This is a genomic window from Ralstonia sp. AU12-08 (assembly GCF_000442475.1).
GTDB classification, from domain to species: Bacteria; Pseudomonadota; Gammaproteobacteria; order Burkholderiales; family Burkholderiaceae; genus Ralstonia; species Ralstonia insidiosa.
The window spans coordinates 176,977-188,881 of the sequence record NZ_ASZV01000046.1 but is presented as its reverse complement, the minus strand read 5'-3'; the positions used below and the strand labels follow the sequence as shown (position 1 = coordinate 188,881).

Here is an 11,905-nt window from a genome sequence, read left to right as displayed (position 1 = left end):
TCAGGCGGCGCCCTCCGGGCGCCCTAGCCGAACCACGGTCACACCCGGCGCCAGGTGCCGCAACGATGGCTGCAGCAGCACGCAGTTGTCGTAGGGCGTGACGAACTGCAACGCCCCATCGGTGGCGATAACCGTGCCGGCGCGGGCGATGGTCTCCATGCCGCGATAGTCGTCCGCAAACCGGAAGGCGGTGGACTTGGCGACCACCGGGTCCGTCACGCGGATGCATCGCACCTCCAGCGCAGGTGCAATCCCAAGCCATTGCGACACGACCGATGCGTCGACCGTGCCCAGCGCCACCAGAAACCGCGCGCACGCATCCAGCGCCACATCGCGGCTCACGCGCTCGAAGTGCTGGCCGCATTCGATGAGCAATGCGTTCTTCGGGCTGTCGGCATCGCCAAAGCCGGCGTAGTCACGCAGGCGTCGGCCAGCGGCGTGGCCTGCGTCGATCATCAGGTGCGACGGCGCGCCCACTTGGCGACCGAGGGTGACGCCCTTCTCCAGCGGGCCCGTCAGCATCAGCGGCTCGGCCTTCTCGTGCATTGAGTGGATGTCGAGCAGGTAGTCCACCGTGTCGATCTCGGGACGCAGCTCGCGTGCGCGGCGCAGTTCCAGCGTGTTGCCGGGGCCATCGAGCTTGTCGGCCGACCAGACGCGGTTCAGGTCTTCATCGATGAAGCGCGTGGCATCCGGGTCGTTGATGTCGAAGCGCTCGTACGCCTCCACATTGGCAAACGACAGCGTGAGTTGCCCGCGTGCCGGACGCACGCCGGCAGCCAGCAGCGCATCCACCGCAATCGCGCCGCACAGCTCATTGCCGTGCGTGAGTGCGTTGATCATGACGTGCGGGCCGGGCACACCGCTGTCGAACGTGTGCACGTAGTCCACGCCGTGCGTGCCGGTCTTCCAGCGGCGAATGTCCGGCTTCTGCAGCTCGATCGGGTACACCGGCAGCGTGGCGCGCAGCGCCTCCAGGGTCATCATGCGAAATCCTTGCGTAGAGACGAAACGAAAAGTCTGTTCGGGTTCAGTGTGCCCGCGCACGGCCGCGCAGCATCCACAGCGAGGCGAGGCTGACGAGTGTCGTCGCAAACACGTAGAAGCTCGGCGACGTCTTGATGTGCGTGACGCCAATCAGCCACGTGACGATGAGCGGTGAGAACCCGCCGAAGATCGTCACCGACAAGTTATAACTCAAGGCCAGGCCCGTGCCACGGTTGCGCGTCGGGAAGATGTCGGCCAGCAGCGCAGGCAGCGGCGCCAAGATGGCGGCCAGCAGCACACCCACGATCGCCTGCATGACCAGCAGCGTCCAGAACGTCGGCTGCGCGACCAGCGTGGCGAACATCGGATACGTCGACAGTGCAATCACCACCATCGCAATCGACACCACGCGGATGCTGCCAAAGCGATCGGCCAGCAAGCCGAACGCGGGCGCCATCACCATCAGCATCGCGCCGGTGATCATCGTGCAGACGAGCGACGCGCTGGTGGCGATGTGCAATTGGTTGATGGCGTAGGTCGGCATATAGACCTTCTGCACGTAGTTGAACGCGGTGACGGCCACCACCACGCCGGCCCCGAGCAGCAAACCGGGAAGACCCTGCGTGAGGGTGTCGCGCAGCGGCGAGCGTTCTTGCAACGCCGCCGGCGCTTCGGCCTGCATGGCGACGAACTCCGGCGTCTCGGGCGTATGACGGCGGATGTAGACGCCGATGGGGCCGATCAGCAGGCCGAACAGGAAGGCCACGCGCCAGCCCCACGACTCCACCTGCGCGGTGGTCAACGCATACGTGAGCCACGCACTCAACCCTGCTGCCAACAGCGTCGCCAGACCCTGCGTGGCCGCCTGCCAGCTCGCGTTGTAGCCCATGCGCTTGCCGTTGGCGTGCTCGATCATGAAAGCGGTGGCAGAGCCAAACTCGCCACCGGCCGAGAAGCCCTGCAGCAGCCGCGCCACGATCACGATAGCAGGTGACCACAGCCCGATCGACGCATACGTGGGCGCAAACGCGATCATCGCGGTGCCCAGCATCATCAGCAGGATCGACCACGTGAGCGCCGCCTTGCGGCCGACGCGGTCAGCATAGCTGCCGAGCACCATCGAGCCCAGCGGCCGCATGATGAAGGACACGCCAAACGTGCCGACCGAGAGCATCAGCGAGCTCCACGCATCGCCCGTCGGGAAGAACAGCTTGCCGATGGTGATGGCGAAGTAGCCGTAGATCAGCAGGTCGTAGTATTCGAGCGCATTACCGACGCTGGCGGCCAGCACGGCGCGCCAGGGCGCGGGATGTCGGTGCGTGTCAGTGGCCGCGTGTGCGGATGCGCCGCTCGCATTGAGGGTATGGGCTGGCAAGGTTGTCTCCCCGTGGTCTGTGCCGATCCGCCTGTTGGCTGGTTGAACAGCCTCGGCAGGTGAAGGTTGCGGGGAAGTCTAGGCGGCACGCCTGGGGCCCTTGTGCCGTTTCGGCACAAGGTTGGGCTTTTTGCGCTGACGTGGCCTCAGGCTGCCGCGGCCTGCGCGTTGGCAACAGCCAGTTGCCACACTTCGTCGAGCAGCGCGCTCTGGTTGCTGCGCACGCGCATCATGCGGATGTCGACGTGGATGTGCCAGGCGTCGTCACCGGCGAGGCGGAGCGTACCGGCATTCAGGTGCGGCTTGGCCAGGCGATACGGCAGCCACGCCATGCCAAAGCCGCGCAGCGCCATCTCTTCCACCGCCTCGTAGAAATCGGCCTGGAATACGGGCTGCAGATGCGCCTTGCGGTCTGCCGCCGCCAGATGGCTATCGAGCATCTGGCGCAAGGTCAGCCCGCGCGCAAAGGCCAGCCAAGGCAGCGGCGCGGCAGCCGTGCCCGGCAGCATGAAGCGCGCGCGGCCGCGCTTGTCTGAGGCGCTCACCGGCACCAGCGTCTCGCTGCCGAGCAGGCAGTTGTCGTACTTGCGCGGGTCGAGCAGCGCTTCGGCCTGCGGGCTGGCATAGGCGATCAGCAAGTCGACCGTGCCGTCGGCCAGCGCCAGCACCCCCTCCTGCGTGCCGCCCGTCGTCACGGTGAGCGGAAACACGCCACGCTGGCGGGCCAGCGTTTCATACCAGCCGGGGACAAAGGTGCGTGCCAGCGTGCGCCCGGTGCCGATCTTCAGCGCCACGGGCAGTTGCGCCTCGCGCAGCAGCAGGCGCGCATCGTTCAAGCCATCGACCGCATTGGCTGCCGCATCCAGAAACAACCGCCCGGCGGGCGTGAGCGTGACGGGATGCTCGCTGCGCTCCACCAGCGCGGTGCCCACCCATTCCTCCAGCGCCTTGATGCGCCGCCCGAACGCGGGGTGCGTGACGTTGCGGTTCTCGGCGGCGCGGCTGAAGCTGCGCGTTTTTGCCAATTCCTTGAAGTCTTCCAGCCATTTGATCTGCATGGCACGTCCAGTGGAGCCGATAGAGGTGTGCGCATTATCTGGCAGGACCCACGCGAACGGCCCGGATGCACGAACGGCCTTAACCTGCGTGCCGTATCGTTATCATCCTGAACAAACGATCCGCCTCGCATTCATGACCGTACCTCGCCCGCTGTCCATCGGCATTGCAGGCGCCGGCAACGCCGGCCTGGCTGCCGCCATCGCATTTGCCCGCCAGGGGCATGATGTCCACGTCTACGAAAAGCATCCGCAACTGACCGCCATGGGTGCGGGCCTGCTGATCCAGCCGCAGGGCATTCGTGCGCTGGAGGCGCTCGGCGTGGGCCGTGAGCTGGAAGGCATCGGCGCGCCGATCGACCGCCTGATTGGTCTGAGCCATCGTGGCTGGCGCTTGCTCGACATCGACTACACCGATGCACCCGGCCGTGCAGTCACGCGCCACGCGCTCTCTTCCATGCTGTACGACGCAGCCCTGCGTGCCGGTGCCGCCTTCCATTTCGATTGCGGCATCCAGCAATTGCACCGGGATGGCACACAGGCACGCGTAACCCACGCGCAAGGTGAATCGACCTTCGACCTGTTCGTGATTGCCGACGGCGCGGCCTCCGCATTGCGCGAGCCTGCGGGCCTGGCAGGCCCATCGAGCACCTATCGCTGGGGCACGTTGTGGTTCCAGGCCTGGGTCGACAACTGGGATGCCCGCGTGCTGCACCAGCGCTTTCGCGGCACGCGCGAAATGATGGGCCTGCTGCCCACCGACATCGACGGCACCCGCACGCGCCTGTCGATGTTCTGGAGCCTGCCCAGCGATACCGTCGATGCCTGGCGCCAAGGCGACATCGCCCAGTGGAAAGCCCATGTACTGAGCCTGTGGCCGCAAGCCGCACCCGTGGTCGAGCAGATCTGCTCGCACGACGACCTGCCCTTTGCCATCTACCGCCACACCTGGCCGCGCGCGCTGGCCAAGCCGCCCTACTGCGTCATCGGCGACGCAGCGCATGCGATGAGCCCGCAGCTCGGCCTGGGGACCACGCTGGCCGCGCAAGATGCGCTGGCGCTGGCCTCCGCCGTGCAAGAACACGGCCCCGTCGACGGCGCCCTCGCCTATCACTCACGCCGGTTGCGCACCGTGCAGGCTTACCAAACCCTCAGCCGTGCGCTCACGCCGTGCTTCCAATCGCAATACGGCGGCTGGGTGCGCGACATGGTGTTCACCACCGGCCTGCGCATTCCCGGTGTGGCATGGCTCATGAAACGCAGCCTGGCCGAGCCGCCCGCGCGCAACGCAGCCCTCATTGCCTCGCCGGCAAGCGAGGAGCCTCAAGCATGAACTCAACCCGATCCGCCGACACATCGTTGCTGCACCGCTTTTTGCCCGAGCACCAGTTCAGCGAGCAGCATCAGATCCGCATCGATGCCGCCCCCGGGCGCGTGCTCGACATGGTGTCTCGATTGGATATCAGCGACTTTCCGCTGGCGAAGCTGTTTCTTCATCTGCGCGCCGTACCCGCGCGCCTGGCCGCGCTGGCGGGCAAGCATAGCGAGCGCCGCGTCGACGCGGGATTCGGGCTGCATGACTTCATCAAGCTCGGCCGAGATGGCGATCGTGAACTTGCGCTGGGTCTGGTCGGCAAGTTCTGGGAGTCCGACGGTGGGCTCGTTGATGTGCAGGCAAGCGAATTCCGCACGTTTTCCGCAGCCGGCGTGCTCAAGCTGGTGATGACGTTCGTGACCCAGCCCGACGGCGCAGGCGGTACGCAGCTCACCACCCGCACCTGTGTGCATTGCCCGGACGACGCCTCGCGCCGCCGCTTCACGCCCTACTGGTTGCTGATCCGCATCCCGAGCGGGTTGATCCGCCGGATGATGCTCAAGCGCATCAAGCAACTGGCCGAGGCACGCGCGTAATCCCCAAGGTGCCGCTTACACGTCCAGAATAACCAGCGTGCCGGCGCTGCCAGCGTCCACGCTGTGCGGCACCCCTGCCGGCACGACATAGACTTCCCCGCGCGAGACCGTCACCGCCTCGCCGTGGATGCGCAGGCGCAGCTCACCGTCAACCACCAACAGGCCCTCGGCATAGTCGTGCACCTCGTCGGGATACGGCGTGCCATCCATGCGCAGCACCTTGAAGTTGCCGCCGCCAAAACGCTCCAGCACACGAGACGACCAAGCCTTGGGAAGCGCTTGCGCAAACGCATTCAGATTGACCAGTGACACAGAAAGCTCGGCTGGGAGGAAGGGACGCCGAGCATAGCATCGCCGATTCGCACACGCATGGCGCGCATGCTTGCTCGCGCGAATATGCATGCTCCAAACCGTTCGTTGGCGCACACGCACGGCCAGCCCATAGTGATTGCTTCCCTGTCTTTCCTGAGCGATGGAGCAAACGATGGCTGTACTGCGTGGATGGCGCCGTTGGTGGAGCGGTGCAGTGTGGGTGGTGGCTGCCGCTGCCGGTGGGCGCGCCCTGGCGGCGCCCGCCTCCGGCGAGCCGCTGTACTTTGGCGTCTCGGGCCCGCTGACCGGGCAGAACGCGCAGTACGGCGCGCAGTGGAAGGCCGGCTTCGACCTGGCGCTGGAGCAGATCAACGCTGCCGGCGGTATCCACGGGCGCCCGCTGCAATACGTCTTCGAAGACAGCCAGAGCGACCCGCGCCAGGCAGTCGCCATTGCGCAGAAGTTCGTGGCCGACCGCCGCATTCTCATCGAGCTGGGGGATTTCTCCAGCCCCGCCTCGATGGCCGCTTCGCCGATCTATCAGCGCGCGGGGCTGGTGCAGTTGGGCTTCACCAACTCGCACCCGGATTTCACCAAGGGCGGTGATTTCATCTGGAGCCCATCGGTCAGCCAGGCCGATGCGCAGCCGCTGCTGGCCGATCTGGCCGTCAAGACAGAAGGCTTCAAGCGCGTGGCCGTGCTGTACCTGAACACCGATTGGGGCCGCACCAGCAAGGATGTGTTCGCGGCAGCAGTCAAACAACGCGGCGCGCAGGTGGTGGCCGCCGAGGGCTATCAGCCTGACGAGAAGGATTTCCGCTCCACGCTCGTACGTGTGCGGGATGCCAAGCCTGACGGCATCGTCCTGATCTCGTATTACGCAGACGGCGCCCTCATTGCCGGCCAGTTGCGCGCCACCGGCATCCAGTTGCCGATCGTGGCCGCCAGCTCGGTGTACTCGCCCAAGTTCCTGGAGCTTGGGGCGGCAGCCGTCAATGGCGTAGCGACCAACACCACGTTCTTCCCCGACGAGCCGCGCGCCGAGGTGCAGACCTTCGTCAAGCAGTTCCGCGCCAAATACCAGCGCGACCCCGATGCCTTCAACGCCTTCGCCTACGACGCCGTCATCCTGGCCGCCGAAGCACTGAAGGCCGGCGGCACCGACCGCCGCGCCATCCGCGACGCGCTGCCCAAGCTGCGCGACGTGCCCAGCGTGGTCTTCGGCCGCGCCACGTTCGACCCGAACACGCGCCGCGTACTGGGCGTGCGCAGCGTCAACGTGGTGGTCAAGGACGGCAAGTGGGCGCTGCTTGAGCGCAAGTCGACGGTGGCATCGCAATAGCACGACGGGTGGTTTGACGATGGAATCGCTGTGGCATGGAGCGTGGCTGGATTACACGGTCAACGGGCTCGTCGTCGGCAACATCTATGCGCTGCTGGCGGTGGGGCTGGCGTTGATCTTCGGCGTCTCGCACCTGATCAACTTTGCGCATGGCTCGGTCTATACCGTGGGTGCGTTCCTGGGCTGGTTTGCCATCACGCATCTGCACGCGCCGCTGTGGGCGACGATCCTGCTGGTGATTGTCGGCTCGGCGCTGCTGGGCATGGGCATCGAGCGCGTGGGGCTGCGTCCGCTGGCAAACGCGCCGCGCATTGCACCGCTGCTGGCCACCATCGGTTTGAGCTATGTGATCGATCAGGCCGTGCAGTTGCTCGCCGGGCCCGACCCGCGTGCGCTGCCAAGCCCGCTGCCCGATTGGCGCCTGACGCTGGGCGGCGGCAGCATCGGCGCGCTGGATGTGCTGATCGCGGGGCTGGGCCTGGCCAGTGCTGCCGTGCTGTTCGTCTTCCTGCGCTACACGCGCCTGGGCTGGGCGGTACGCGCCACCGCACAAGACCGCGACGCCGCGCGCCAGATGGGCGTGAGCACCCATGCAGTCAACCAGGCGGTGTTTGCGATTGCCTCGGCGTTGGGGGGCTTGAGCGGCCTGCTGGTCGGCATGTACTACAACAACATCAGCCCGGCGATGAGCTTTCAGGCCACGCTCAAGGGCGTGGTGGCGGTGGTGATCGGCGGCGTGGGAAACGTGCCCGGTGCGATTGCCGGCAGCTTGCTGCTGGGCCTGACGGAAAGCTACGGCGTGGCGCTGTTCGGCACGCCCTATCGCAACCTGTTCGCCTTCCTGTTGCTGCTGGGCGTGCTGGCGTGGCGGCCCAATGGGTTGTTCGCACGCAAGCCGGCATTGCCGCCCGAACCGATGACTGGCACCTTCATCGCGCCAAGCCGGCCGATCCACGTGCCGCGCTGGGTGTGGCCCGTGGCAGTCGCGGTGCTGGCGTTGATTCCGCTGACCGGCATCTCGCCGTACGTCGTGCAAGTGCTGACCAATGCCTGGCTCTATGCGCTGCTCGCGCTATCGCTCTCGCTGGTGGCCGGCACGGCGGGGCAGATCTCGCTCGGGCACGCTGGTCTACTGGCAATCGGCGCTTATGCATCGGCGTTGCTGGCGATCGATGCCCATGTGCCGGTGCTGCTGGCGGTGCTGCTGGCAGGCATCGTCACCGCCGGGCTGGGCACGCTGCTGGTGCTGCCGGCGTTTCGCCTGCGTGGGCACTACGTGTCGATTGCCACGCTCGGCATCGGCGAGATCATTGCGCTGGTCATCCTCAACTGGGAAAGCGTGACGCGCGGGCCGATCGGGGTGGCGGGCATTCCGCCGCTGGCGGTGGGCAGCCTGGCACTCGATTCCGCGGCGGCGTTCTACTGGGTGGGCCTGGGTGCGGTGGTTGCGCTGGCGCTGCTGCAGCGCCGCCTGCTCGGCACGCACCTGGGCCGCAGCCTGCGCGCCATCCGTGATGACGACGTCGCGGCCCGCGCCTATGGCATCTCACCGGCGCGCTACAAAGCGCTGGCGTTCGGTGTGGGCGGCTTTGCGGCGGGCATTGCCGGCGCGTTGACGGCACATCAATACAGCTACATCAACCACGAAACCTTCGGCTCACCAATCTCCATCCTGGTGCTGACCATGGTGATCCTCGGCGGCCTGGGCAACGTGGCGGGGGCGGTGATCGGCGCGGTGGCACTGGTCGGCCTGCCCGAACTGTTTCGCGTGACGGCCGAGTACCGCGTCCTGATCGTCGGCCTCACGCTTCTGCTGCTGGTCCGCTTCCGCCCGCAAGGGCTGCTGGGAACGGTCTGAGCAGTCCAACGCATGACTCCCAAGAGGGCCCCATGAGCACACTCAACGACTACCTGATCGAAAAACGCGCGGCCGTACTGGCCCGTGATGCACGCATCGCCGCCGGTACCTTCGAGCCGGTGCGGCTGGCCGCCAGCGTGAGCGCCGAGGGGCGCAGCGGCGTGCGCCGCGTGCGCATCCGCGAGCACCAGATCATCAGCGACAGCCCGCCCGACTTTGCCGGCTACAACCTCGGGGCCAGTTCTCCGGAGCAGCAGTTGGGCGTGCTTGGGTCCTGCGTCACGCATATCTTCCTGATCCAGGCCGCGCAGCACCAAGTGCCGATCGATTCGCTGGAGGTGGAGGTGACGGGCCAGATCGATGCCCGCGCCGGCCACCCCGGCTTTGAGCACATTCCCGTCTATCCGCACGACATCGGCTACACGGTGCACATCGCGTCACCGGCATCGCGCGAGCAGCTCGATACGCTGTTCGAGGCGGTCGAGCGCACCTGCCCGATCCTGAACCTGCTCAAGCATCCGCAAAGTATTCGCGCCACGCTGCAACACACGCGCACGGGCGCCGCGCAAACGCAGGCCAGCGATGCCATCCCGGCTTGAACTGCGTGGCGTCACGCGTCGCTTCGGCGGGCTGACGGCCGTTGACGGCATCAGCCTGGACGTGGCCGACGGCGAAGTCGTCAGCCTGATCGGCCCGAACGGTGCGGGCAAGACCACGCTGTTCAACCTCATCACCGGCATCGACACACCAGATGCCGGCACGGTGCGCGTGGATGGCATCGACACGACCGGCAGGCGTGCCGAGCAGCTTGCTGCCGCCGGCCTGGCACGCACGTTCCAGCACGGCCGCGTGTTCGGCAACCTGAGCGTGCTCGACAACGTGCTGATTGGCGCACACGCCCAGTTGCGTGCAGTGCGGCCAGCGTGGCCCATGATCGGCCCGCTTGCCGAACTGGCGCTTGCGCTGTGGCGCCCGGCGCGCGTACGCGACGAAGAAGCTGCGCTGCTCACGCAAGCGCTCGACATCCTCGCGCTCTTTGGCGAGCGCTTGCTGCCCCGCCTGCATCAGCCCACCTACACGCTGTCGTATGCGAACCGCCGCCGCGTGGAGATCGCCCGCGCGCTCGCCGCCCGCCCTCGCCTGCTGCTGCTCGATGAGCCCACCGCCGGCATGAACGAGAGTGAAACCGCCGAGATGCAGCAGATCATCGCCACGCTCAAGGCGCGCGGCCAGACCATTCTCCTGATCGAGCACAAGCTGGAACTGGTGATGCAGCTGTCTGACCGCGTGATCGCCATGGATGACGGCCGCAAGATCGCCGAGGGCGAGCCCGATGCCGTACGCAACGATCCCGCTGTCGTCGAAGCCTATCTTGGCCACCGCGCCGTGGGCGAAGCGCCCGACGCCCTGGCTGCATGAACCCCACATGACCACGCTCGCCCCCTCCGCTCCGCTGCTGCGCCTGAGCCACATCAACACGCACTATGGTCCGGCGCAAGTGCACTTTGACGTGAACCTGGACGTGCAGCACGGCCAGATCGTCAGCCTGCTGGGCGGCAATGCCAGCGGCAAGTCGACGTCGATGAAACTGATCCTCGGGCTGCACAAGCCGACCTCCGGCGATGTGCAGATCGACGGCGCCTCCACCCTCAAGCTGTCGACACCGCAAATCATCCGCCTGGGCGTGGCGTCGGTGCCCGAAGCGCGGCGATTGTTCGGCGCCATGACGGTGCGCGAGAACCTGCTGATGGGCGCCTTCACGCGCAACCCGCACCGCGAGCGCGCCGCCATTGCAGAAGACTACGAACGCATGCTCGCCCTGTTCCCACGCGTGAAAGAGCGCCTGCACGCGCTGGCCGGCACGCTCTCGGGCGGTGAACAGCAGATGGTGGCCATGGCCCGCGCGCTGATGGGCCGCCCGCGCCTGATCTGCATGGATGAGCCGACCATGGGACTCTCCCCACGCTACGTCGACCACATGCTGGATCTCATCGCCCAGGTCAACGCGACGGGCGTGTCGGTCTTCATGGTCGAACAGAATGCCAGCCTCGCCCTGCGCATCGCCCACCATGGCTACGTGCTGCAGAACGGCCGCATCGTGCTATCGGGCCCGGCGCGCGAATTGCTGCACGACCCGCGCATCCGCCATGCCTACCTCGGCGGTGAAGCCGCCTGACGCTGCCGCATTCCCCCACCCAACCGGAACCGCCATGAGCCTGACCCTGGACCACATCGTCATCCGCGTGAACGATCTCGAACGCGTCATTGCCGACTACGCTGCACTCGGCTTTACCGTACAGCGTGGCGGCACCCATGCCGACGGTGTCACACACAACGCCCTGGTGGGTTTTGCCGATGGCAGCTATCTGGAGCTGATTGCTTTCCTCCAGCCTGCGCCCGAGCGCCGCTGGTGGACGCTCGGTGAGCAGCATGGCGCCGGCTATGTCGACTTTGCCCTGCTGCCGCACAACGTGGGGGCAGTGGTCAGCGCAGCGCGCGCACGCGGGCTCAACTATGAAGGCCCGCTACCCGGCGGCCGCCTGCGCCCCGATGGCGAACAACTGCGCTGGGAGCTTGGCCGTCCGGCCACCTCCGATCTGCCCTTTCTGTGCGGCGACATCACGCCGCGCCACCTGCGCGTGCGCGAAGGCGACGTACGCGAGCACGCCAACGGCGTGCTCGGCATCGCATCGGTAACGGTGGGGGTACGGGATATCGAAACGAGCCTGGCGCGCTATCGCGCACTGCTCGGATTGACGCAGGAACCGGCGCCAGCGGCGTTGTCCGGTATCGGAATCGCCACGGTCGTGTTGCCGGTGGGCGGTGCGTCCGTGGTGCTGGTCAGCCCGCAGCAGGGCAGCGCCCTGCCGGCAGCCGCAGACCTGGAACACAGACTCAGCACGCGCGGAGAAGGCGTGCTGGGCCTGACGCTGGCGGGTGCGCACAGCGCAGCCGCCTCATTGCCCACCGCACAGACGCACGGCGCGTGGATCACCCTGCAACCGGGTCATCCTGCGCCATACGTGCCAACCAATGCGCTGGCTGAAGCCGTGCTCAACTGAGCC

The 11,905-nt window shown here is 66.8% G+C and carries 12 protein-coding genes; 8 read left to right on the top strand and 4 right to left on the bottom strand.

What is annotated here, in order from left to right; translation table 11 throughout:
• The 3 genes from C404_RS51185 to C404_RS51175 all read right to left on the bottom strand — a co-directional run bounded on the left by C404_RS51185 (position 1) and on the right by C404_RS51175 (position 3,420).
• On the bottom strand, positions 1-987 hold the full coding sequence (locus C404_RS51185; RefSeq protein WP_021196591.1) for a M14 family metallopeptidase: 987 nt from the start codon (positions 985-987) through the stop codon (positions 1-3).
• A gap of 43 nt (positions 988-1,030) precedes the next feature.
• A complete protein-coding gene (locus tag C404_RS51180; RefSeq protein ID WP_021196590.1) occupies positions 1,031-2,362 on the bottom strand; it encodes an MFS transporter in 1,332 nt (443 codons plus the stop codon).
• Positions 2,363-2,508: 146 nt separating this feature from the next.
• Entirely contained in the window at positions 2,509-3,420 is a 912-nt protein-coding gene (locus C404_RS51175; RefSeq protein ID WP_021196589.1) for a LysR family transcriptional regulator, read from the bottom strand.
• Positions 3,421-3,553: 133 nt separating this feature from the next.
• Between C404_RS51175 and C404_RS51170 the strand changes: the two genes are divergently transcribed.
• Both C404_RS51170 and C404_RS51165 read left to right on the top strand, forming a co-directional pair.
• Positions 3,554-4,750, top strand: a complete 1,197-nt coding sequence (locus tag C404_RS51170) for an FAD-dependent oxidoreductase (protein WP_021196588.1) — start codon at positions 3,554-3,556, stop codon at positions 4,748-4,750.
• Positions 4,747-5,328: a hypothetical protein gene (locus C404_RS51165; protein WP_021196587.1), complete on the top strand. Its 582-nt coding sequence runs from the start codon at positions 4,747-4,749 to the stop codon at positions 5,326-5,328. Before C404_RS51170 ends, C404_RS51165 begins: the two co-directional genes overlap by 4 nt.
• 15 nt (positions 5,329-5,343) lie before the next feature.
• Here the strand turns inward: C404_RS51165 and C404_RS51160 are convergent, their stop codons facing one another.
• Positions 5,344-5,640 (bottom strand): cupin domain-containing protein, encoded by a 297-nt coding sequence (locus C404_RS51160; protein ID WP_021196586.1) that lies wholly within the window; start codon positions 5,638-5,640, stop codon positions 5,344-5,346.
• Between the two features lie 172 nt (positions 5,641-5,812).
• Between C404_RS51160 and C404_RS51155 the strand changes: the two genes are divergently transcribed.
• From C404_RS51155 to C404_RS51130, 6 genes are read left to right on the top strand one after another with little or no spacing between them, the layout of a single operon-like run.
• Complete coding sequence (locus C404_RS51155) at positions 5,813-6,982, top strand: ABC transporter substrate-binding protein (RefSeq protein WP_021196585.1); 1,170 nt, start codon at positions 5,813-5,815, stop codon at positions 6,980-6,982.
• A gap of 19 nt (positions 6,983-7,001) precedes the next feature.
• Positions 7,002-8,840: an ABC transporter permease gene (locus C404_RS51150; protein ID WP_021196584.1), complete on the top strand. Its 1,839-nt coding sequence runs from the start codon at positions 7,002-7,004 to the stop codon at positions 8,838-8,840.
• A gap of 32 nt (positions 8,841-8,872) precedes the next feature.
• Positions 8,873-9,439, top strand: a complete 567-nt coding sequence (locus C404_RS51145) for an OsmC family protein (RefSeq protein ID WP_021196583.1) — start codon at positions 8,873-8,875, stop codon at positions 9,437-9,439.
• Positions 9,423-10,259: an ABC transporter ATP-binding protein gene (locus C404_RS51140; RefSeq protein WP_021196582.1), complete on the top strand. Its 837-nt coding sequence runs from the start codon at positions 9,423-9,425 to the stop codon at positions 10,257-10,259. The genes C404_RS51145 and C404_RS51140 overlap by 17 nt, the downstream gene beginning before the upstream one ends.
• 7 nt (positions 10,260-10,266) lie before the next feature.
• Positions 10,267-11,016, top strand: coding sequence for an ABC transporter ATP-binding protein (locus C404_RS51135; RefSeq protein WP_021196581.1), 750 nt, complete (start codon positions 10,267-10,269; stop codon positions 11,014-11,016).
• 34 nt (positions 11,017-11,050) lie between these two features.
• Positions 11,051-11,902 (top strand): VOC family protein, encoded by an 852-nt coding sequence (locus C404_RS51130; RefSeq protein WP_021196580.1) that lies wholly within the window; start codon positions 11,051-11,053, stop codon positions 11,900-11,902.
• Positions 11,903-11,905: the final 3 nt, after the last annotated feature.